We start from the raw sequence: 22533 nt of genomic DNA on the forward strand, positions 1-22533 counted from the left end.
CATATGCAATGAGTAAAGTAATCGGTATTGACCTTGGAACGACCAACTCTTGCGTTGCTGTTATGGAAGGCGGCGAAGCGGTCGTAATTCCAAATCCGGAGGGAGCGCGTACAACACCTTCCGTTGTAGGTTTTAAAAAAGATGGTGAACGGATCGTTGGCGAAACCGCAAAACGTCAAGCCATCACCAATCCGGATCGTACGATCATCTCGATCAAAAGACATATGGGTTCGAATCACAAGGAAACGATTGACGGAAAAGAGTTCACCCCTCAAGAAATTTCCGCAATTATTTTGCAAAAGTTGAAATCCGATGCAGAAGCTTACCTCGGTCAACCGGTAACCCAAGCGGTTATTACGGTTCCAGCTTACTTCAATGACAGCCAGCGCCAAGCTACAAAAGATGCCGGTAAAATCGCCGGTCTGGAAGTGCTGCGGATCGTCAACGAACCGACTGCAGCTGCACTTGCTTATGGTCTTGAAAAAGCAGAGGATCAAACGATTCTAGTGTATGACCTCGGTGGTGGTACGTTTGACGTATCGATTCTTGAACTGGGCGACGGCTTCTTCGAAGTTAAAGCAACTAGTGGTGACAATCGTTTGGGCGGCGATGATTTCGACCAAAAGATCATTGATTATTTGGTAGATCAATTCAAAAAAGAACAAGGCATCGACCTTAGCAAGGATAAAGCAGCTGTTCAACGTTTGAAGGATGCTGCTGAAAAAGCGAAGAAAGAATTGTCCGGCGTACTGACAACGACGATCTCGCTTCCATTCATCACCGTAGTTGACGGCGTACCGCAACACTTGGAAGTAAACTTGACTCGTGCGAAATTTGAAGAATTGACTGCAGATCTCGTGGAACGTACTTTGGGTCCGACTCGTCGTGCACTCAGCGATGCGAACATGACTCCTGCGGATATCGATAAAATCGTTCTTGTCGGCGGATCTACACGGATTCCTGCTGTACAGGAAGCTATCAAGAAATTGACAGGTAAAGAGCCGCATAAAGGCGTAAACCCTGACGAAGTGGTTGCCCTCGGCGCTGCCGTACAAGCGGGCGTGCTGACTGGGGACGTAAAAGACGTCGTTCTGCTCGACGTAACTCCGCTGTCCCTTGGTATCGAAACGGCAGGTGGCGTATTTACTAAAATGATCGATCGTAACACGACGATCCCAACAAGTAAATCGCAAGTTTTCTCCACTTATGCGGATAACCAACCGAGCGTTGAAATCCACGTTCTTCAAGGGGAACGTGAAATGGCTGCAGGCAACAAAACGTTGGGCCGCTTTATGCTCGGTGACATTCCGCTGGCTCCACGCGGTGTACCGCAAATCGAAGTTTCTTTCGATATCGACGCGAACGGGATCGTAAACGTATCGGCTACCGATAAAGGTACCGGTAAGAGTCAAAAAATTACGATCACTTCCTCCAGCGGCTTGAGCGATGACGAAGTGGAACGTATGATGAAGGACGCCGAGCTCCATGCGGAAGAAGACAAGAAGCGCAAAGAGCTTGTTGAAGCTAAGAACAATGGCGACCAACTCATTTACAGCGTAGATAAAACACTGAAAGATTTGGGCGACAAAGTTGACGCTGCTGAAACCGATAAAGCGAACGCAGCGAAAGACGAGCTGAAGAAAGCGCTCGAAAGCGACGATCTGGAACAAATTACAGCCGCTTCGGAAAAACTGACGGAAATCGTGCAACAGCTTTCCGTGAAACTGTATGAACAAGCATCTCAAGCTGCTGACGCGGCTGGTGCAGCTGGTCAAGAAGGTCAAGCTGCCGGCGGAGCAGGGCGCGAAAATGTAGTAGATGCTGACTACGAAGTCGTTGACGAAGACAAAAAGCAAAACTAAGCGATCACAGATCGGCAGAGGTTTGAATAGACTTTGGTGAACTGGGAAGGTCAAAGCGCGGGCTGTCTCCGCCTTTGACTTTCCTTTTGCCGGATTAAGGGATTGGCGGATTGTGCTGATCCATGATGTCTGACGGGGGTGGAAGTGTGGCAGAGAAACGTGATTATTATGAGGTGCTCGGCGTTGGCAAAGACGCGTCCGATGAGGAAATCAAAAAAGCTTATCGCAAGCTGGCTCGACAATATCACCCGGACGTAAACAAAGCGGACGACGCAGAAGCGAAGTTCAAAGAGGTAAAAGAAGCCTACGATGTGCTGAGTGATGCAGGAAAACGCTCGCGCTATGACCAATACGGCCATGTGGATCCGAACCAAGGCATGGGTGGAGGATTTTCCGGCGGCGATTTCGGCGGCTTTGGGGATATTTTTGATATGTTTTTCGGCGGTGGCGGCGGGGGAAGACGCGATCCAAACGCGCCGCAGCGCGGTAATGATTTGCAATATACGATGACGATTGAATTCAAGGAAGCGGTTTTCGGAAAAGAGACCGATATCACCATTCCGCGTACAGAGAACTGTGATACCTGCTTTGGTACCGGCGCTAAGCCGGGGACGAAGCCGCAAACCTGCTCGGTCTGCCATGGCACCGGACAGCAGGAGGTCGTACAAAATACGCCATTCGGCCGTATGGTAAACCGCCGGGCATGCTCGGCTTGCGGTGGTAAAGGACAGATTATTAAGGAAAAATGTTCAACCTGCTCGGGTAGCGGTAAAGTTAAAAAGCAACGCAAAATCCATGTTCGCATCCCGGCCGGGGTCGACGACGGGGCTCAATTGCGGATGGCCGGCGAAGGCGAAGGCGGCTTGCGCGGCGGCCCAGCCGGGGATCTGTATATCGTCATTCGCGTAAAATCTCATGATTTCTTCGAGCGCGAAGGCGATGACATTTATTGCGAGGTGCCGTTAACTTTTGCACAGGCCGCACTTGGCGATGAAATCGAAATCCCGACGTTGACCGAGAAAGTGAAGCTCAAAATTCCTGCGGGAACGCAAACAGGAACGTATTTCCGCCTTAAAGGCAAAGGGGTACCGCGGCTGCGCGGCGTAGGACAGGGCGATCAGCATGTTAAGGTCGTCGTGGTTACTCCTAGTAAGCTGAGCGATGAGCAGAAGGAACTGCTTCGTCAAATCGCTTCCTTGGACGGAGAGCAAACTCACGAGCATGAGCAATCGTTCTTCGATCGTATGAAGCGAGCGTTTCGGGGCGATTAACGGGGATGGTATTTTTAGAGGCGTTAGGACAGCCTCTTTGGCTTGAGGTATACATTTTGGTATGCTAAGATAAAAATAACTAAGGAGCCGGTTCCAGCCGGCCCCTCTGCACAACGTCCGCAATAAGAGCGGTCGGCTTCGGAAAAGCGATCAGAAATAGACCGATTCCAACCAGGGCGGTCTATTTCCTTTTATGGAACGAAAGTATTAACACAACCAATGTCGCAAATGAAATCATTAGCGTCAAAGTTTGGTACACTTCCATGGCATCACCTCCCTTCAGGGAGACTAGCCGACCGCCCTTAAAGCCTTTTAGTTGTACAAACTAAATTATAACAGAAAAAGGACCTATTAGGTCCTTTTCTACTTATCAGAAAGCAACAATTACCTGGGTGTATTAAAGCGTATGTTTAGCACAAAATGAAGAGTTATCGTAGACATGGTCCTCTCTTCAGACCTTGCAGACAATCAGCATAAGCGTTACATGGCGGGTGAAAAATGGGTATCGGCCGGGATGAGTTGACCTTCTCGTAGTCTTTTTCGGGCCTCCTCGCACGGAGTAATTGCATTTTGTATATTTAAACTTTGCCATTGTGGCAGTCTGAGAAATCTAAATGTAAAAAGTGCAGTTAAAAGTGGGGGAGTCGCATCCTCTGCCCGGTTTGGTCCATTTTAGTTGTAGGTTTTGCAATTAAACTCCAGAAATCTGCAATTTGCCCGAAAATAGATGTATTAAATGCATTTAGTGGTGTGGATTTCACACCATATCAGTAATTAGTTGCACTCCAAAAGACCTGACGGTAAATCACCGCCAGGTCTTTGTTAGGTCAATATAAGAGAATCAATACCCTTCTTCCCGGATCACAGCAATAATCTCCTCGTCCAGCTCTAAGGTGATATCCTCTCGAAATACACGCATGCCGTATTCTTTATGAACGTATTGCATGATTGCTTCCATAATGTTCGATTCAACTAAATAGCGACTCCGTCCGTTAACCCAAACTTCCCCGGTGTAACCCGTATCCTCATCCCAGCTTAACTCCACCTGAACCTCCGACAAACGGACGCCAGTCCGGTCAGCGGTATGAAGGCAGATGGCGTTAATAATTTCATCCATACTAAGAACCATCGTTTAATTTCTTCCTCCGCGGCGATAATCGTCATGGCGCGGCTGTCTTTTAAAGCGGCGATACAATGCCATAACGGCAATAACAATAAGATAAATGACGATTAAATTTACTGCGAGTCCTAGCAGATTTCCAAAGAAGCCCATGTTACCGAAGAGACCGCCAAATAACAAACCGGCAAAACCGCCGATCATCAGTCCGCGCATGAAACTTCCACCACTAAAAAATCCACGTTTTGTATTTGTTCCCGTAGTCGCCCCTGGTGATTTGTTTGTCGCAGGGTCTGTTTTTCGATAGTCGGTCGTTGGTTTCTTCGGCGAAGGATTATATGTCCTAGGTCCGGATTTAAAACCTCCTCCACGTTTTGCATCGACTAATTCCGGGGCTGTGAAGGCAATAAGTAAGGTAAATGCCATCACGATCATCATCATTTTCTTCATCATTTTAAAAGGAACCCCTCCTATGAATGTAAGTATGTTCTATTCCTTGGAAAGTAATACGGATGAGCCTGCAGAAGCGTTTCAAATTTTAAATGACAATATTCGTATTCGGCATTCAGCGTTTATCATAATCGCCATCATCGCTTGAATAAAGATTTGGGCAAAATTGCATCCTACTTTTTAATGAACTGCATTAAGTGCTGCTTCATGTATGCTGAACTAAAGGCAGGGATGACGATGGGTGAAAAAAATATTTTGGCCTATTTCAAAAGCCCCGAGGAAGCCGAAGGTGTCGCAATGAAACTAAACGCTTTACGGGCTATTGATGTGTCGATCGATCGTTTCAGTCGTTATCCGGGCGAAGGTTATGATCCCATGAACCCGGTAACAGGAAAAGTGAGCAGCCTAGCTTCGATCACCCAGGATGCCGATATCACAAACCGTTCGGCGGGGATTTTGGCTGCGGCCGATCCGGCGGCCAGCGGACTAAGCCATGGCGGTCAGGGGGGACCGACTGGACATGATATTTTGCTAACTGCGGTCGTAGATGAAGGTGTGCATCATCAGGCTTTACGGATCGTAGAGGAAGCGGGCGGATTGGTGTAAGCCCTATTGCTTATAATTGCGATTTTCACATGGAAAGGAGTTGTAAATGGATGAGTCAACAGGAACGCGGATCGAAAAAAGTCCCGGTTCAAAAAAGTAAGATGCCGATTGGACATAGCAAGGATGTGGAATTTTCCGAGGATATGGCCGATCAGGAGGACTGGGAAGCCCTTGAACGCAGTGAACGAGCGGATGCCCGCCAGCAGGGGCAATTTAAGCTATAGTATGATAATTGAGCAGGGTGGAGAGAACTTACCAAAAAGTTCTCTCCACCCTGTTTTGTCTCAATTTACATTCTATAGTACAATAAAACTTATGCATGAAAGCCAAGGAGGAAAACATACGATGATCTGGAAAGAAATTACTATACATACAACTGAAGAAGCGGTTGAGATGATATCCAACTTCCTGCATGAGGCGGGCGCAGGGGGAGTAACAATTGAGGAGCATGTAGATAATGACAAACCGCGGGACACTTCACTCGGACAGTGGTTTGAAATTCCACCGAATGATATCCCGGAAGGGGAGGCAAAAATCAGCGGCTATTTTCCGGAAGAACTCAACATTGAAGCCGTGATTGAAGAAGTAAAAGGGCGTATTGAGGAGCTCAGAGGGTATGATATCGATCCTGGGAAAGCGGAGCTTTCTGTCAGGGACGTTAGCGAAGACGACTGGGCGAACAACTGGAAACAGTATTTTAAGCCGCTCCGGGTTTCGGACCGTTTAACTATTAAACCGACCTGGGAGGAATATACGCCTCATTCAGCGGATGAGCATATCATCGAGCTCGACCCTGGTATGGCTTTTGGAACGGGAACACACCCTACGACATCCCTTTGCTTACGTACGTTAGAGGGAGTCATTCGCGAGGGCGATGAAGTCATTGATGTCGGGACCGGCTCTGGCATTTTGGCCATTGGAGCTTGCCGTCTGGGCGCTTCACGAGTACTGGCACTCGACCTCGATCCGATAGCAGTGACTAGTGCTACGGAGAATACTCGGCTCAATGGACTGCAGAAGCAGATTCAAGTTGTAGAAAGTGATTTATTGTCCGTACTCAAAAACAATAGCGGAACCGACCTTCAAGTGAAATTGCCGGTGCGCGTCGTAGTTGCGAATATTTTAGCTGAAATCATTATGCTGTTTATCGATGATGTATATCAAGCGTTGCAGCCTGATGGCTACTATATAGCTTCAGGTATTTATAAAAACAAAGAACAAGCCGTTGAGGAAGCGCTGGTTGCCGCGGGATTTGAAATCGAGCAAACAGCCCGGGAAGAAGATTGGGTGGCTTTCGTGGCGAGAAAGAGGTAACTTGAATGGATGTAGTTAATTTTCTAGATAGTATTTTGCGTTATCCGTTAGAGCAGCTCCCGTTCTATTTGATTACTTTGGTAATCGCATTTACGGTTCATGAGTTCTCTCATGCTTATTTTGCAAATAAATTCGGCGACCCTACGGCCAAGTTGCTTGGCCGTGTAACGCTGAACCCGGCCGTTCATTTTGATCTGCTGGGTACGATCCTCCTTGTGATCGCGGGCTTCGGATGGGCGAGACCGGTTCCGGTTAATCGGGACAATTTCAGCAAGCCAAGGCTGATGGGTGTTATCGTTTCGATAGCGGGTCCCCTGAGCAATTTGCTGCTTGGCGTAGTAGGTACTTTAATTTATGTGATGCTGGCACAGCTCGGCGCGCTTGATTCGATCACAAACGATAAGCTGCTGGAAGCCATTTTTCTCTTCTTCAACCTATTTAACATCATGAACTTCTTTTTATTTTTATTTAACCTGATTCCGCTTCCTCCGCTTGACGGGTATCGGATCTTGGAGGATATTGTACCTCGGCGTATGCTGGGCAAGCTGCAGCAAATTGAGCATTGGTCTTTTCTGATTTTTGTTCTTATTTTGATTATTCCCGGTCTGCAAAACTACACGATCAATCCGCTCTATCGCGCAGCTCAAGCCATGTATTATCAGTTTGCTGAATTATTCCTTATGCTTTTTGGAGCTTAGGAAGCAAGAAGTAGTGGAAAGCCAAATTTAAAAGTTGTATGATGTAAAATGGTGATTTTTTGAGCGAGGATGATGTACATGCAACGGTATTTTGTAGAACCGTCTCAGTTCGGGGAACGAGAGGTGACAATATCGGGGGAGGATGCCCGCCATATCGGCAAGGTGATGCGTTCGAAGCCGGGTGACAAGCTAATCGTTAGCGATGGAATTTCTCGTGAAGTTCTCGCTGAAATAACGAAAATTGAGCCGCAGGAAGTAACTGCGGCTATTATAGACGCATTAGTGGATTCCGCAGAGCCATGGCTACAGGTGACAGTGGCCCAAAGCTTGCCGAAAGGCGACAAAATGGAAATTGTTATCCAAAAGTGCACTGAAATCGGCGCGGCGTCTTTTGTTCCTTTTTTATCTGAGCGCACGGTCGTGCAATACGATCAGAAAAAGGAAGAGAAACGTCTTAGTCGCTGGCGAAAAATCGCGAAGGAAGCGGCGGAGCAGGCTCACCGCAGCAAAATACCGACGTTAGAAATACCGAAGACTTGGGACGAGCTATTGTCATCTTTGTCTTCTTATGATTTTGTCTGCTTCTGCTATGAGAAGGAGAATGGTCAGCAACTGAGGGATGCCCTTAAGCCGTTTGTCCAAAATTTAGTGTCTGGAAAACCATATAGGGTAGCTGTTATCGTAGGTCCTGAAGGTGGTTTTACGGAGGAAGAGGTCCATGAAGCCGAAGCCGCCGGTGCGGTATCCGTCGGTTTAGGACGGAGAATATTGCGGACGGAGACGGCTGCCATGGCCGCCCTGACTTGCATCATGTATGAATCTGGAGAAATGGGGGGAGTTTGACAATGCCATCTGTTGCATTTTATACCTTAGGCTGCAAAGTTAATTTTTATGATACCGAAGCAATTTGGCAGTTGTTTAAAAATGAGGGCTACGAGCAGGTCGATTTCGAACAGACCGCCGATGTTTATTTGATTAATACCTGTACAGTAACGAACACAGGAGATAAGAAGAGCCGCCAAATTATCCGGCGGGCTGTCCGCCGTAATCCCGACGCCATAGTAGCGGTAACCGGGTGTTATGCTCAAACGTCTCCAGCTGAAATTTTGGATATCGCCGGCGTAGATTTGGTCATTGGTACACAGGACCGGGACAAAATCATTCCTTATGTCAAACAAATTCAAGCGCAGCGGAAGCCGATCAATGCGGTGCGCAACATTATGAAAACTCGTGAATTCGAGGAACTTGACGTACCGAATTTCGCCGACCATACTCGCGCTTTCCTCAAAATTCAAGAAGGCTGCAACAACTTCTGCACGTTCTGCATTATTCCTTGGTCGCGCGGGCTATCCCGCAGCCGGGATCCGCAAAGCGTAGTTAATCAAGCCCGACAGCTTGTTGCTGCAGGCTATAAAGAGATTGTCCTGACCGGCATTCATACCGGAGGATACGGCGATGACTTGGAAAACTACCGTCTATCCGATTTGTTGTGGGATCTCGACAAGATTGAAGGCCTGGGCCGAATCCGCATCAGTTCGATTGAAGCGAGCCAAATTGACGAGAAGATGCTTGAGGTGCTGAAGGGCTCCTCTAAAATGTGCCGTCATTTCCACATTCCGCTGCAGGCTGGAAGCAACGAGGTACTGAAGCGGATGCGCCGGAAGTACACCATAGAAGAATTCGAGCATAAAATTAAAATGATCCGCGATTTTATGCCGGATGTGGCCATTACAACCGACATCATCGTCGGCTTTCCAGGCGAAACCGATGAACTGTTCCGCGAAGGCTATGAAGCCATCAAACGGATCGGCTTCTCCGAAATGCACGTATTTCCTTACTCCAAACGGACGGGTACTCCGGCCGCGCGGATGGAGGACCAAGTGGATGAGGAAGTCAAACATGAGCGCGTACACCAATTGATCGATTTGTCCGAATCGATGCAGCTTGCTTACGCAGAAAAATTCACCGGTGAAGTGCTCGATGTCATCCCTGAAAAAGATGAAAAGGGAACTGCTGGCGACGGATATTTGACCGGCTTCTCCGATAATTACCTGCAAATCCGTTTTGAGGGCTCCCAGAACTTGGTCGGCCAAATGTGTCGCGTCAAACTGACTAAGCCCGACGTAAATACCAGCGAAGGCCAATTGGTACGCGTCCTTAACGGAGCGTCCCAAGCTTTAGCATAAATAGCTTCGCCCCTCCGGGCAAAACAAGGATTTCACCCCTTCACGGGCTGAAATCCTTGTTGCTACATAGGGCAGCGCAAACCCTAGGCGCATTCCCCGGAGGGGAACAGCACCAAAAGTAAGACGTACCCCAAAGGGGAACAGCCCAGCAGGAGCGCCTCTTCCCCTCCCACGTTAGTTCAGTTTGCGGGTATCCAAAGGGCAGCAGGCCCTTGGGGCCCTCCCTTACGGTAAGGGAGGGTTTGGGAGGGTTGAGAAAAGGAGGTTACACCCAGAATGTCCCACAAAGAAATCTCTGCGGGAGGCGTTGTATATCGCAAGGAAGCCGGTCTTTTGCAAATTCAGCTCATTACGGACCGTTACGGCAAAGTTTCGTTCGCGAAGGGCAAAAGAGAGCCGGGAGAAACGATAGAAGAGACAGCCCTCCGTGAAATACAAGAAGAGACCGGGATTATCGGAAAAATTAATAAGCTCATTGATATTATAGCTTATACCTATAATCACCCTAAACATGGCAGTGTCGATAAAGAAGTACACTATTACTTAGTCGAAAGCCAAGGCGGACAGCTTTGTCCTCAGATTGAAGAGATTCGCAGCGTAGCATGGTATGAACCGGAGATAGCTTGGAAGCTACAGCAGAAATCCGGTTACGACAACAATGATTTTATTTTGGAAAAAGCGCTGAAGCTGTTGGGACTAAAATTTTAGATACAAATGACTAGGGAAACACGAGGGTATCAGTGAAGATTCACAGGCGGTGGCGTTGTTGTCGGGCCGGTCTCTGATTGCTCAAGCCTTGACCAAACAGGCAGATAGCAAATCGGTAAGGCCAACAAGGAGCAAACGACGTTAAAGATGGTTTGGGCATGGGCGATTTGTGCTGAGAGATCAGTGGAAAGCCACGCTGCACTTGCTTCAAGTGCAGGAATGGCTGGTAGAAACAACACCGCCCCAAGCACATTAAGAACGATATGGGACCAGGCTACAAACTGGCCGGAACGACTGCCTCCGATGGAAGCGATCAGCGCGGTGATGCAGGTTCCTACATTGGAGCCGATCACCATGGCAATGCCCAGCTCGATAGGCAGGGCGCCACTAGCAACGAGGCCCATCGTCATAGCGACAACTGCAGCGCTGCTGTGAATGATTGCCGTCAAAATCGCTCCGGCGAGTGCTCCCCATAATACACTGCCAGCGGCATGCTCCAGCAGCCAAGCGATGACGCCTCGCGACTCTAGCGCCGGACCGATAGACTGCATCCACCGGATGGCAATCATCACTAGACTGAAGCCTGCTGCGGCCAAAGCTCCGAACTGCAGAGGCCTCAGCAAGTGAAGCCTGCGGACTACATGGGGAGGCAGCATTTCTTCGCCGAGGATAGCAGCAGCCCAAAGCAAAAGGGAAAGGACAAGCAGCGGGGCGCCGAGCTTGGCAATATTTAGGGCGATGAGCTCCGTCGTTAGACAGGTCCCAATGTTACCTCCGAGAATAATACCCAAAGTACGGGCGTAGGAAAGCAGCCCTGCGTTGACAAGACTGATCGTCATCACAGTTACGGCTGTGCTGCTTTGCAGAATGGCCGTTATCATCGTGCTGGAAAGCATCCCCATCCACGGCGTTCGGGTAGAAGTGTGCAGAAACTGCATCAATTTGGGCCCAGCCCAGGTATGAAGGGCGGATTCCATCACTTTCATTCCAAACAGGAATAGGGCCAGTCCAAATGTGACCGGAAAAATAATGTCATGAAACATACGGCCCTGCCTCCTTTATGAAGATATAAGACAGTTTAAGTATTGGAGCCTCCGCTTCCTTATATCGTAGGATAAATTACCGCTAAAGCGGTTTGGCTCCTTAGAAAGTACGTCGATAGACGTTTTTCTTAACATTATAGAATTTATATAATTTCTGGGGAAAGAATCTTGTTAGCTATGTATGTGGGACGAATAAAAAGCGTATAGTTTAGCCGGAATAGATGAAGTGGGGACAAGCACCGCACTTTCAGACCTTGCAGACGATCAGCAAAAGAGTAATATGGCTAAATGTATTTTCTACAGTTAAATCCTGCCTATCTGGAACCTTTGAGCATTTAAATGCAGAAAGTGCAGCTAAAATCGGCAAAACGAACCTACCAAGGCAAATTGCCTCATTTTAGATGTACGAAATGCAACTAAAAATCCAAATACTTCAATTTATGCGGAAATAGCTGTACAAAATACATCTACTAGCGAAGGGTGAGAGACAAGAATCAAAAGGATGTGACCAAGAGTAAAACTACCACTAGCCTGCGGTTGATCTCCCCTGAAAGCACGCCTATAGATCGGTGGATTTTGCAAAAGCTGCAGGGAGCAAGGAGTAGAACAGAAGAGGGAATGGGTATGGGGTGGAAAGTTTACGGCCCGCCTTTAAAGGCGTGTTCTGACCCTATGATTCGTTCCATAGGAACACGACTTTAACAGCGGGTGAAACCCTATACCCATCCCTCCAATGTAGAAGTCTAAGCTAACTCAAAGGACGACGTCAGGCGTTTTTTTCTTAACAAGTGTACAAGTTACATATATGACGCCGGATAGAGTTCCATGCAACATTCAAGTGGGCCACCAAGAATGCTTGAGGCAAAGTACGGGAAAATTTCCGGCAAAACCGAATTTATGCAAGTGGTTGTGACTATTTGATAAGGAGTGAAGTTACTGTGGCAACGGTTATTTTGCAGCGCAGTCGAAAAAAGCGTCTTGAACAAGGGCATCCTTGGGTGTTCCGCACTGAAATAGATCGAGTTGAAGGTGAAGTAGAGCCAGGGAATCTTGTAGATATTGCCGATCACCGGGGAAGATATCTGGCTACAGGCTATTACAATCCGGCTTCACAAATTACCGTTCGGGTGGTGTCTTACGCTCCGATTACGGATATGGACACAGCTTTTTTTGTTACGCGGATTACGGATTGTCTGAATCACCGCAAACGGTTTGTGCATGAGGAATCTTACCGTCTCGTGTATGGTGAGGCCGACTTTTTGCCGGGACTTATTGTGGACAAGTTTGGAGATGTGCTTGTAGTGCAGCTGCTCACACTAGGTATGGACCGCTGTCGCGACCATATCGTTGCTGCACTTACGGAAGTGCTCAAGCCGATAGGCATATATGAGCGTAGCGATGTTTCTGTGCGCGAAATGGAGGGCTTGGAGCAGGTCAAGGGGCCGATTTACGGCAACCCGCCGCGGTATGTTATTGTTTCGGAGAACGGCTTAAAGATAGAAGTTGACATTGAACAAGGGCAGAAAACCGGTTATTTCTTCGACCAGCGGGAAAACCGCGCATCGATCAAGCCACTGATGACTGGTTGGGGAGACCGAAGCGGAATTTCCTTACAGGAGCTTGCCAATGGAGATGGAGATGTTCGCATAGCGCCAGTAAACCGAAACGGCAAGGAAGTGACGTTTCCGTATTGGGATGGTGCTACCGTGCTGGAATGTTTTTCGCATACGGGAAGCTTTACGCTGCATGCCTGTAAGTATGGGGCCAAGAAGGTAACCTGCCTGGATATTTCCGAGCACGCCATCGAAAGCGCCAAACATAACGTAGAGCTGAACGGATTTGAGGACCGCGTCGAATTTGTGGTAGCCGATGCGTTTGATTACCTTCGCAGTCAGGTTAAAGGTTTGGAAGAACGCGCCCGCAGAGCGGCAGCCGATAGCAAGACGGATACCTCGGTTCCACTGACGGCAGGAGGCGGCCGGACTTGGGACGTAGTTATTTTGGATCCGCCCGCATTTGCCAAGACAAAAGGTGCGGTTAAAGGGGCTTGCCGCGGGTACAAAGACATAAATCTGCACGGCATGAAGCTGGTCAATGAAGGTGGGTATCTGGTTACAGCCAGCTGCTCCTACCATATGCGGCCAGAGCTGTTTTTACAGAATATTCAGGAGGCTGCGGAGGATGCCGGTAAAGTGCTGCGTTTGGTCGAATGGCGTGCGGCGGGGAAGGATCATCCGCAAATTTTAGGCGTTAATGAAGGACATTATTTGAAATTTGCTATTTTCGAGGTGCGAAGTAAATCGCTACTAGTGTAATGCCTTTAGACCAGAATCAATTAAGATAAATTTGGTATATGACGAATTCACTAGATTTAAAATAAAAAATACTATAAAATAGCGCAGGTAGATAGGGTGGAAGAGAATACGGTACGAAAAGGTGAAATGATGACAAAAACGAATGGACTACAGAAGTTAGCGGTCGTCTGTGGATTTATATTTTTGCTTACGGTGGTGTTATCTGGCTGCGGAGGCGGCTCCGGCAAAGATGGTGGCTCAGGCGGTAAGGCGGGCGGTCAATCGGCATCGGAGCCAGTTTCGAGACAATATTATATTTTCGATACGGTTGTTAATATTAAGTTATTTGAGGATCCCAAAGCTGAAGAGCATTTAAACCATATCGATACGATGCTGAAGACCTTGGACGAAGAGCTTAGCCGGACACTGGAAACAAGTCAATTGTATGACGTTAATAAGGAAGCGGGCAAAAAGGCGGTTCAAGTATCGGAGGATACGTTTGATGTTGTCAAACGGTCGCTTGACTATGCCGTAGAATCAAAGGGACTATTCGATCCGACGGTTGGCGGTCTGGTGGATTTGTGGAATATCGGCCATGAAGGGGCCCACGTACCGGATAAGGCTCATTTGGAGAAAGAGAAAAGCCTGGTTGGTTACAAGGACGTTGTGCTGGATGAGAGCAAGCGGACAGTGTATTTGAAACGTCCGGGCATGATTCTTGACCTTGGCGGGATCGGCAAAGGGTATGCCGCAGACCGAGTTGCCGATTATTTGCGCGGCGAAGGCGTTAAGAGCGGCCTGGTGGATTTGGGAGGAAGCAGCATCATCGTCATTGGAAGCAAGCCTAATGGGGAAAAATGGAACGTGGGTCTTCAGGACCCTGACCAAACACGTGGCATTTCTGTCGGTGTGATCCAGCTTGCCGATCAAGTCATTGACACCTCGGGGATTTACGAACGTTATTTTGTAGAAAACGGCGTCATGTACCACCATATTCTCGATCCTAGATCCGGGTACCCTTCGCAAAACGATCTGAAGAGCGTAACGATCCTTGCGGATAATGCGACCGATGCCGATGCCTTGTCGACTTATGTATATATTATGGGAAAAGACGAGGGACTGAAATACATCGAATCCCTTGGAGATAATATTGAAGCGATGTTTATTACGAAGGACGATAAAATATATATTACCCCTGGGTTAAAAGGGAAGTTCCAAGTGGATAGCGACGAGTACCAGCTAATGGAATAGGCCGCTAACGGCCAAATGATTACCGCCTTGCTTCACGATTTATTCGTGGGACAAGGTTTTTTTGCGCTCTGATAATGATTCATACAGAGACTATCCGTGATGAGTGAAATGACGTATTCTTACAGGGAATCTAGGGACACCGTTATGATATACTGGAATGTAACGAGAAAAAACGGAGGTAGCTATTTATGTCGCTGCATTTTGTCATTGGCCGCGCTGGAAGCGGGAAGAGCAGCCTGATTTTACATAGAGTCACTTCTATATTACGAAATAATCCATCGGGTCCCCCGCTCATCATCCTCACCCCGGAGCAAGGGACTTTTCAGATTGAACAGCGCATCGTGACAACGCCTGGCCTTAGCGGAACGGTTCGCACCCAGGTCCTCGGATTCCGCCGTTTAGCGCTGCGGGTGATGCAGGAGACGGGCGGATCCGCACTCGTACCTATTAACGATGAAGGTAAAAAAATGCTGCTCTACAAAATGATGCGAAAATATCGGGAGCAGTTTAAGTTGTTCGGACGTGGGGGAGACCAGCTTGGATTGATCGACAAAATTGCCGGGCTCTACACGGAAATGAAAAAATTCAATGTACATTTCTCCGAGTTAGGGGAGCATTATAAATTTCTTGAATCATCATCGGCAGAAGCCACTCTTTTAAAAGATAAAATGCATGATCTCAGCTTGCTGTTCTCCGAATTTGATAGAGAACTGGCTAAATGGTACATCGATAACGAAGATCATGTGGTCAAGCTAGCGGAAAGAGCAGCCGAATCGTCCTATTTACGAGGGGCCGACATCTGGATCGACGGCTTTCACACGTTTACGCCTCAGGAATATACGGCGATCGGCGCCCTGCTGCGCGTGGCCTCTTCTGTTACCGTGTCACTTACGCTGGACCGTCCTTACGATGATGGTATACCACCTCATGAACTAAATCTTTTTTATACGCCGGCGGTCACTTATATGAAGCTTCGTGCGCTTGCTGAGGAATCCGGCATAGAAGTCACACCGGCGGAGCTCCTTAATGAACGCCCTTTTCCGCGGTTTCAAGCGAGCGAGACTTTATCTTATCTGGAATCGGCCTATGAGCGGCGCACCCCGTGGAATGGAAGCGTTCCGCCAAAAGGTTTTGAGCAATCCTTGTCTCTCCATAAAGCCGGCGGACGCCGGGCTGAAGTGGAAGGCGCCGCTCGGGAAATGGTTCGCCTGGCCAGGGAGGAGGGAGCTCGCTGGAGAGACATGGCGATTTATGTCCGCAAGTTGGAGGATTATGATCACCTCATTGCTCCGATTTTAGAGGAGTACGGAATTCCTCATTTTCTCGACCAAAAGACAAGCATGCTTCATCATCCGCTTATCGAATTTTTGCGGGCGGCGCTGGATGTGGTCATAGGCTATTGGAAATATGAGGACGTCTTTCGCTGTGTAAAAAGCGATTTTCTGCTGCCGCTGGACGGCAGCCTGACTAGGGCGCATATGGACGTGCTCGAAAACTATGTGCTGGCTAGCGGGATTCATGGATACCGCTGGTATGATGGGCGTCCCTGGAAGGCTGCTCCGAGTTTATCATTGGAGCAGAACGAGGAAACGGCTTCCGCCAAGGCCCAGGAGACTCTGCAAACGCTGGAGAAATGCCGGGCAGCGGTGGCTGTTCCCTTGGGAGTTTTTGAGAAGCGGCTTAAAAAAGCAAAAAACGCAGAAGAAATGTGTGCGGCAGTATATCAATTGCTCGAGGATACTTCCGCTGCCCAGCACCTCGAGCTGCTCGCGAATCAGGCGTTTCAGGAAGGTCATCCACAGCGGGCGATGGAGCACCGTCAGTTGTGGGGAGCGGTCTTGGATCTGCTCGACCAAATCGTTGAAATGATGGGCGAGGAGGAGTTGGAGCTGGAGCTGTTCGCCGGTATTTTGGAAACCGGTCTTAAAGATGCAAAGCTTGCACTCGTTCCCCCCTCACTGGATCAGGTCATCGTCGGCAGTATAGACCGGACACGCTCGGGACTCGTCAAGCACTTGTTCCTGCTTGGAATTAATGAGGGAATCATGCCTGCAGGGCTTCAGGAGGAAGGCGTCCTCAGTGACCAGGAGCGGACAAGGCTAGCAGAAATCGGTCTTGAGCTTGCGCCGGGGGTGACCCGTAAAATACTCGACGAGCGGTTTCTCATCTATGGAGCTTTGACAGCTCCCAGCCACTCGCTTTGGCTCAGCTATCCTACCGGGGACGAGGAAGGCGGAACTCTGCTTCCCTCAGAGGTCATTCGGCATATTAAAAAGATCTTTCCGAGCGTATTCGAGCAATCTCTGGGTCAGGATCCTGCTCCGCTCACTTCTGTGACCGCGAATGGACCTGAGCAAGCATCAGGGCAATTGCAATTTGTAACGCGTCCCGCTCCGACGTTATCCACCTTGATTGGACAGCTGCGCAGATGGAAAGCAGGTGAAGCTATTTCTCCTGTCTGGTGGGACGTTCTGGGCTGGTACAAGGATCGGCCTGAATGGGAGGGGAAAACCATTCGGCTGCTTGGCTCGCTGGATTATCGCAACCGGGTGCGCGGGCTTACGTCAGCTACAAGCCGTCGTTTGTACGGAAAAAGGCTCCGTACCAGCGTTTCACGAATGGAGAAATTTTCGGCCTGTCCATTTTCGCATTTTGCATCCCATGGTTTAAAGCTTAAGGAGCGCCAGCTATACCGGCTGAAAGCGCCGGATATTGGCCAATTGTTCCATGCTGCCCTTAGCACGATGGCAATTACCTTTAAAGAGCAAAATCGGAGTTGGGGAAGCCTTACGCCGGAGGAATGTCTTCGTGAAGCCGACGCCGCTGTCGATACGCTAGCCCCGAGACTACAGGGAGAGATCCTGCTGAGCTCCAAGCGTTATGGTTATATCTCCCGAAAGCTGAAAAACATCGTCGGTCGCGCCTCCCTTATTCTGGGCGAGCAATCGCGCCGCGGCAGCTTTGAGCCAGTAGGTCTAGAGCTTGACTTTGGGCCGGGCCGGCCGCTGCCGCCGCTAACCTTCGAGCTGCCGAACGGCTGCGTGATGGAGATCGTCGGCCGGATCGACCGGGTAGATATGGCAGAGGGAGAGAAGGGCTTGCTGCTGCGGGTCATCGACTACAAATCAAGCCAAACCGATCTCAAGCTCCATGAAGTGTATTATGGTCTGTCTTTGCAAATGCTCACCTACCTTGACGTGCTTCTGTCCTCGGCAGAAGCTTGGCTCGGTCGTCCGGCCGTGCCAGCGGGGACGCTGTATTTCCATGTGCATAACCCGCTACTGCAGAGCAGCAATGGGCTTACCGCGGAAGAAGCGCATCAGGAGCTTCTGAAACGCTTCAAGATGAAGGGCTTGCTGCTGGCGGATCGGGATGTCATTGCCAAAATGGACGGACAACTGGAAAAAGGCTATTCCGACATTATCCCGGTAGCGCTCAAAGCGGACGGAGGTTTTTACAGCAGCGCCTCTGTAGCAACGCCGGAGCAGTGGGAAACGCTGCTTGGCTCGGTGCGGCGAACGATTACGGAAATCGGGACGCGAATTACTGAGGGAGACGTACGTATTTCCCCTTACCGGCTCGGTATGGAAACGGCTTGTACGCATTGTATCTACAAACCGGTATGCCGCTTCGAAGAGTCGCTGGAAGGCAGCTCTTATCAAGTGCTGGGAAAACCGGGTAAACAGGAAATATGGCAGTTACTAGATCAAGAGAGTGGAAAGGAGGCGAACCCATCATGACAACCGTAAAACCAAAACCAGCCGGAAGCTATTGGAGTGACGACCAATGGCGAGCGATATCGATGACCGGTGGGGATATGTTGGTTGCAGCGGCGGCAGGGTCGGGGAAGACGGCAGTGCTTGTCGAGCGAATTATCCGTAAGCTGACAGACCGGGAGCAGCCGCTCAGCGTAGATCGGTTGCTTGTCGCAACGTTTACGAAGGCGGCTGCTGCGGAAATGCGTCAGCGCATTACGGAGGCACTCGAGAAGGAACTGGCTAAAGATCCTGATCATGACTACTTGAGCCGTCAGCTGGCTATGTTGGGACGAGCCTCCATTACTACGCTGCACTCCTTCTGTATGGAGGTCATTCAGCGCTACTATACGCTTATTCCGCTAGACCCAGGGTTCCGGATCGCGTCCGAAAGCGAGACTGCTTTGCTGCGGCAGGAAGTACTCGAAACGCTGTTTGAGGAAAAGTATACTTCTGAAACTGCGGACAGCCCCTTTCTGAAGCTGGTCGATCTGTTTGGCGGGGAACGAAGCGACGACGCAGTGCTGGCGCTCATTCAGCGCTTATACGATTTCTCGCGGAGTCACCCTTGGCCGGAGGAATGGCTTAAGCAGGCGGCTTCCGCCTTTATGGCACCGGACATCGAAACGCTTGATAACAGCTCCTGGGTGAACAGCATCCTTGCCGACACGGCCTTAACGCTGAGTGGTGTTGCCGGTCTCTTGGCCCAGGCGATAGCGCTGGCTGGTGCACCTGGCGGGCCAGGACCGTATGTAGTTACGCTCGAGGAGGACTTAAGTGTCATTGAACGATTGCAGTCGGCAGTAGCCTCAAAGGCTTGGTCGACCCTTTATGATGACTTTCAGACGATTGCCTTTGGGAAGCTGAAGCCTTGTAAAAAGGACCAGACCGATCCAGCCATTCAAGAACGGGTTAAGGCACTTCGGGAAGAAGCTAAGAAGACGGTCATGGATTTGCGGACACAGCTCTATGGCCGTCCGGCGGAGGCATTTTTACAGGAGATGCATGATATGGCCCCGCTGCTTGAGGAGCTCGCAGATCTTGTTAACCAGTTCGGAGACCGATACCGGAGGGAAAAGGTAACGAAGGGATGGCTTGACTTTTCTGATCTGGAGCATTATTGCCTGCAGATATTACGCCATCCCGAATCCACGCCGGAGCGGATACAGCCTTCCGAGGCTGCGCTCGAATACCAGCTTCAGTTCGAAGAGGTGCTGCTGGACGAATATCAGGATACGAATACGGTACAGGAGGAAATCGTCCGGCTCATTTCAAGAAACGAGCCTGGTAACCGGTTTATGGTCGGCGATGTGAAGCAGAGTATTTATCGCTTTCGCTTGGCGGAGCCCGGTCTGTTCCTTGAGAAATACCGGACCTATGGAGATGATTTTGCGGGCGGGGCAGGCCTGCGCATCGATTTGGCTCGAAATTTCCGGAGCCGCAAGGAAGTTGTCGATGCCGTCAATTTGCTCTTCCGGCAAATCATGAATGAAAATGTTGCAGAAATCAGTTACGATGCTCGGGCCGAGCTAGTGTATGGGGAAGGTTTTCCTCCAAATGAAGGGGAAGATTATCGGCCGGAGCTGCTGTTGATTGACCGCAATACGGAAGGCGCCGACCCTTCAAACAATGGAGCAAGCCAAGATAGCACCCTAGCCGAAGAGGAAGATGAGTCCGAGCTGCTGGAAGCGGTACGTCTGGAGGCCCGTGCGATCGCTGCACGGATTCGCGGTATGCTGGGGGATAACGGAAACCAGCCGCTTCGCATCTACGACAAACAGCAGAAAGCGATGCGCCCTGTTCAGTATCGGGACATGGTCATTTTGCTTCGCTCCACGTTATCATGGGCTCCGGCGATGATTGAGGAGCTGCGGTTGGAGGGGATTCCGGCGTATGGGGAGCTGAACCAGGGATATTTTCAAGCGTCCGAGGTGGAAACGATGCTCTCGCTGCTGCAGTTGATCGACAATCCGCTGCAGGATATTCCACTGGCGGCAGTGCTCCGCTCACCGCTCTATGGGTTTTCTGAGGAGGAACTAGCCGAGATCCGGCTTGCTTCTCCGAACGGCCGTTTTTATGAGGCGGTTTTAGCATGTGCTGCGAACGAACAAAGCGAGTTGGCAAATCTGCCGAACACGTCGGACAACCCGTCACATGATGAATCGGTCAGCGAGGCGCTGGGCACCCGGTTAGATGCTTTTTTGCGCCAGCTAGAGATTTGGCGGAACCTGGCTAGAGAGGGAGACCTCTGCAGTCTCATTCGGGACATTTACCGGGAAACCGGGTACCTGGATTGGGTCGGCGGGCTGCCTGGAGGAACTCAGCGGCAGGGCAATCTTCTCGCACTGCTCGATCGGGCCAGACAATATGAAGTATCTTCCGCTGCGCCGGGACTGTTTCGCTTTCTTAGATATATCACCCGACTCCAAGAAAATGGCGGCGATTTGGGCGGGGCTGCGGTTTCCGGGGAACAAGGGGATGCGGTCCGCATCATGACGATCCACAAAAGTAAAGGTTTGGAGTTCCCGGTCGTCTTCGTGGCGGGGTTATCCAAAATGTTCAACCGGCAGGATTTGAACGCACCTTTTTTGATGCATAAAGAAATGGGGTTTGGCCCTAAATTTATCGATGGGATTGCCCGTGTGAGCTATCCGACGCTGCCGAATCTAGCGATCCGCCGGCGGGCCCAAATGGAGCTGCTTGCGGAGGAGATGCGCGTGTTATATGTTGCGCTGACCCGTCCAAAGGACAAGCTGATTCTTGTATCCTCGGTCAAAAATCTAACGAAAGCGGTCGAAACCTGGGGCGGAGCACTGGAGGCCCGGGATGAGCAGCTTCCGGACTATATGCTTGCGCGGGGACGATGTTATCTTGATTGGATCGGCCCTTCGCTCATCCGCCACCCTAGCGCGGGCGAGCTGCGCCGTTTTGCCGGACTTTCTGAGACTTCACCGACGATTTTTCACGATGCGTCCGATTGGCATATTGCGTTTGTTTCATCCCGTGCAGTCACTCATTCTGGCGTGGCGGAAGCTGCGGCCATCAAGGAGCTGCCAGCCTCGGAGGTGGAACGTTTAAAAGCACTGCTTGCGGGTGAACGGACATCTCCATCAACTGAGCAAATTGTCGAGGCAGGCTATATGCAGGAAGTAGAGCGCCTGTTGGGCTGGTCATATCCTTACGAGTCCGCCACGCGCTTATCGGCCAAAACATCTGTTACGGAATTGAAGTCGCTTATGTCATTATCTCTGTCCGAAGATACAGGCCAGAATCTGTTTACAGAGAAGGAAATGCGGCAGGAGCTAACGGCCGATTCTCCGTCAGAGTTCAGACTGCACCTGCGACGTCCTAGATTTATGGAGCAGCGCAAGCTCACTCCGACGGAACGAGGAACCGCCTACCATACTTTAATGCAGCATCTGCCTTTTGATGCGGAGCCGAATAAGGACACGGTGTCTTCGACACTTGAACGACTTATAGAGCGTAAAATTATGACGCCAGAGCAGGCGGCGGAGATCGATGCGGCAAAAATCGCCGAGCTGCTGCTTAGCCCCCTTGGAAGCTTGCTTAGAAGAGCGGATTGGCTGAAGCGGGAAATGCCTTTCAGCTACGGCTTGCCGGCTGCCGAAGCGTATCCTCAGCTCATGGAGTGGATTCTCGGAAGCAGCGAAACACCGTCATCCGGTGGTGAAGGCAGAACTTTCGTACAACGTGAGCTGGAAGGGGAAACGGTACTCATCCAGGGGATTGTGGACTGCCTATTTTCCGTAGACGGCAAGGTATACCTGCTCGATTACAAAAGCGACCGGGTGCTTGCGCATCGCGGAGGGATCGAAGCGCTTGTTCAAACGTACCGGTTTCAGCTTGAGCTGTACGCCAAGGCGGTCGAGGAAATTACAGGCGTTCCTGTTGATGAGAAATGGCTTTATTTCTTCGATAGTGGCGATACGGTCAAACTTTAGGTAGTTGAGTGATTTT

17 protein-coding genes are annotated in these 22533 nt (G+C 50.0%); 13 read left to right on the forward strand and 4 right to left on the reverse strand.

Features of this window, described 5'->3' with window-relative positions; translation table 11 throughout:
- The first annotated feature begins 8 nt into the window (after window positions 1–8).
- Complete coding sequence (gene dnaK, locus ACFQ3W_RS15785; protein ID WP_379320200.1) at window positions 9–1862, forward strand: molecular chaperone DnaK; 1854 nt, start codon at window positions 9–11, stop codon at window positions 1860–1862.
- A gap of 146 nt (window positions 1863–2008) precedes the next feature.
- On the forward strand, window positions 2009–3133 hold the full coding sequence (gene dnaJ, locus ACFQ3W_RS15790) for a molecular chaperone DnaJ (protein ID WP_379320201.1): 1125 nt from the start codon (window positions 2009–2011) through the stop codon (window positions 3131–3133).
- Between the two features lie 181 nt (window positions 3134–3314).
- On the opposite strand, the gene ACFQ3W_RS15795 is transcribed toward dnaJ, so the two are convergent.
- The 3 genes from ACFQ3W_RS15795 to ACFQ3W_RS15805 form a co-directional block, all read right to left on the reverse strand.
- Window positions 3315–3398 carry a putative holin-like toxin gene (locus tag ACFQ3W_RS15795; RefSeq protein ID WP_373887467.1) on the reverse strand — a complete coding sequence of 28 codons (84 nt, stop codon included), beginning with the start codon at window positions 3396–3398 and terminating at the stop codon, window positions 3315–3317.
- A 576-nt stretch (window positions 3399–3974) separates the two neighbouring features.
- Entirely contained in the window at window positions 3975–4262 is a 288-nt protein-coding gene (locus tag ACFQ3W_RS15800; RefSeq protein ID WP_379320202.1) for a DUF2653 family protein, read from the reverse strand.
- 3 nt (window positions 4263–4265) lie between these two features.
- Window positions 4266–4703, reverse strand: a complete 438-nt coding sequence (locus ACFQ3W_RS15805; RefSeq protein WP_379320203.1) for a hypothetical protein — start codon at window positions 4701–4703, stop codon at window positions 4266–4268.
- Between the two features lie 234 nt (window positions 4704–4937).
- Here ACFQ3W_RS15805 and ACFQ3W_RS15810 point away from each other — a divergent pair, with 234 nt between their 5' ends.
- The 7 genes from ACFQ3W_RS15810 to ACFQ3W_RS15840 all read left to right on the forward strand — a co-directional run bounded on the left by ACFQ3W_RS15810 (window position 4938) and on the right by ACFQ3W_RS15840 (window position 10212).
- Entirely contained in the window at window positions 4938–5306 is a 369-nt protein-coding gene (locus ACFQ3W_RS15810; protein WP_379320252.1) for a hypothetical protein, read from the forward strand.
- A gap of 50 nt (window positions 5307–5356) precedes the next feature.
- Window positions 5357–5530: a YfhD family protein gene (locus ACFQ3W_RS15815; protein WP_379320204.1), complete on the forward strand. Its 174-nt coding sequence runs from the start codon at window positions 5357–5359 to the stop codon at window positions 5528–5530.
- A 121-nt stretch (window positions 5531–5651) separates the two neighbouring features.
- Window positions 5652–6620 carry a 50S ribosomal protein L11 methyltransferase gene (gene prmA / locus ACFQ3W_RS15820; protein WP_379320205.1) on the forward strand — a complete coding sequence of 323 codons (969 nt, stop codon included), beginning with the start codon at window positions 5652–5654 and terminating at the stop codon, window positions 6618–6620.
- Between the two features lie 5 nt (window positions 6621–6625).
- Window positions 6626–7318 carry a site-2 protease family protein gene (locus tag ACFQ3W_RS15825; RefSeq protein WP_379320206.1) on the forward strand — a complete coding sequence of 231 codons (693 nt, stop codon included), beginning with the start codon at window positions 6626–6628 and terminating at the stop codon, window positions 7316–7318.
- A 78-nt stretch (window positions 7319–7396) separates the two neighbouring features.
- Complete coding sequence (locus ACFQ3W_RS15830) at window positions 7397–8161, forward strand: 16S rRNA (uracil(1498)-N(3))-methyltransferase (RefSeq protein WP_379320207.1); 765 nt, start codon at window positions 7397–7399, stop codon at window positions 8159–8161.
- A gap of 2 nt (window positions 8162–8163) precedes the next feature.
- Window positions 8164–9504 carry a tRNA (N(6)-L-threonylcarbamoyladenosine(37)-C(2))-methylthiotransferase MtaB gene (mtaB, locus tag ACFQ3W_RS15835; RefSeq protein WP_379320208.1) on the forward strand — a complete coding sequence of 447 codons (1341 nt, stop codon included), beginning with the start codon at window positions 8164–8166 and terminating at the stop codon, window positions 9502–9504.
- 276 nt (window positions 9505–9780) lie between these two features.
- On the forward strand, window positions 9781–10212 hold the full coding sequence (locus ACFQ3W_RS15840) for an NUDIX hydrolase (protein WP_379320209.1): 432 nt from the start codon (window positions 9781–9783) through the stop codon (window positions 10210–10212).
- Window positions 10213–10241: 29 nt separating this feature from the next.
- Here ACFQ3W_RS15840 and ACFQ3W_RS15845 read toward each other — a convergent pair whose 3' ends face one another.
- Complete coding sequence (locus ACFQ3W_RS15845; protein WP_379320210.1) at window positions 10242–11255, reverse strand: Na/Pi cotransporter family protein; 1014 nt, start codon at window positions 11253–11255, stop codon at window positions 10242–10244.
- A 938-nt stretch (window positions 11256–12193) separates the two neighbouring features.
- Between ACFQ3W_RS15845 and ACFQ3W_RS15850 the strand changes: the two genes are divergently transcribed.
- From ACFQ3W_RS15850 to addA, 4 genes are all read left to right on the forward strand, one after another.
- On the forward strand, window positions 12194–13570 hold the full coding sequence (locus ACFQ3W_RS15850; protein WP_379320211.1) for a class I SAM-dependent rRNA methyltransferase: 1377 nt from the start codon (window positions 12194–12196) through the stop codon (window positions 13568–13570).
- A gap of 126 nt (window positions 13571–13696) precedes the next feature.
- Window positions 13697–14800 (forward strand): FAD:protein FMN transferase, encoded by a 1104-nt coding sequence (locus tag ACFQ3W_RS15855; RefSeq protein ID WP_379320212.1) that lies wholly within the window; start codon window positions 13697–13699, stop codon window positions 14798–14800.
- Window positions 14801–14988: 188 nt separating this feature from the next.
- The gene (gene addB / locus ACFQ3W_RS15860; protein ID WP_379320213.1) at window positions 14989–18540 is read left to right on the forward strand and encodes a helicase-exonuclease AddAB subunit AddB; all 3552 of its coding nucleotides are present in this window, start codon (window positions 14989–14991) and stop codon (window positions 18538–18540) included.
- Window positions 18537–22517 (forward strand): helicase-exonuclease AddAB subunit AddA, encoded by a 3981-nt coding sequence (gene addA, locus ACFQ3W_RS15865; protein ID WP_379320214.1) that lies wholly within the window; start codon window positions 18537–18539, stop codon window positions 22515–22517. The genes addB and addA overlap by 4 nt, the downstream gene beginning before the upstream one ends.
- The last annotated feature ends 16 nt before the right edge of the window (window positions 22518–22533 follow it).

Source organism: Paenibacillus puldeungensis (assembly GCF_042678945.1).
GTDB lineage: Bacteria > Bacillota > Bacilli > Paenibacillales > Paenibacillaceae > Fontibacillus > Fontibacillus puldeungensis.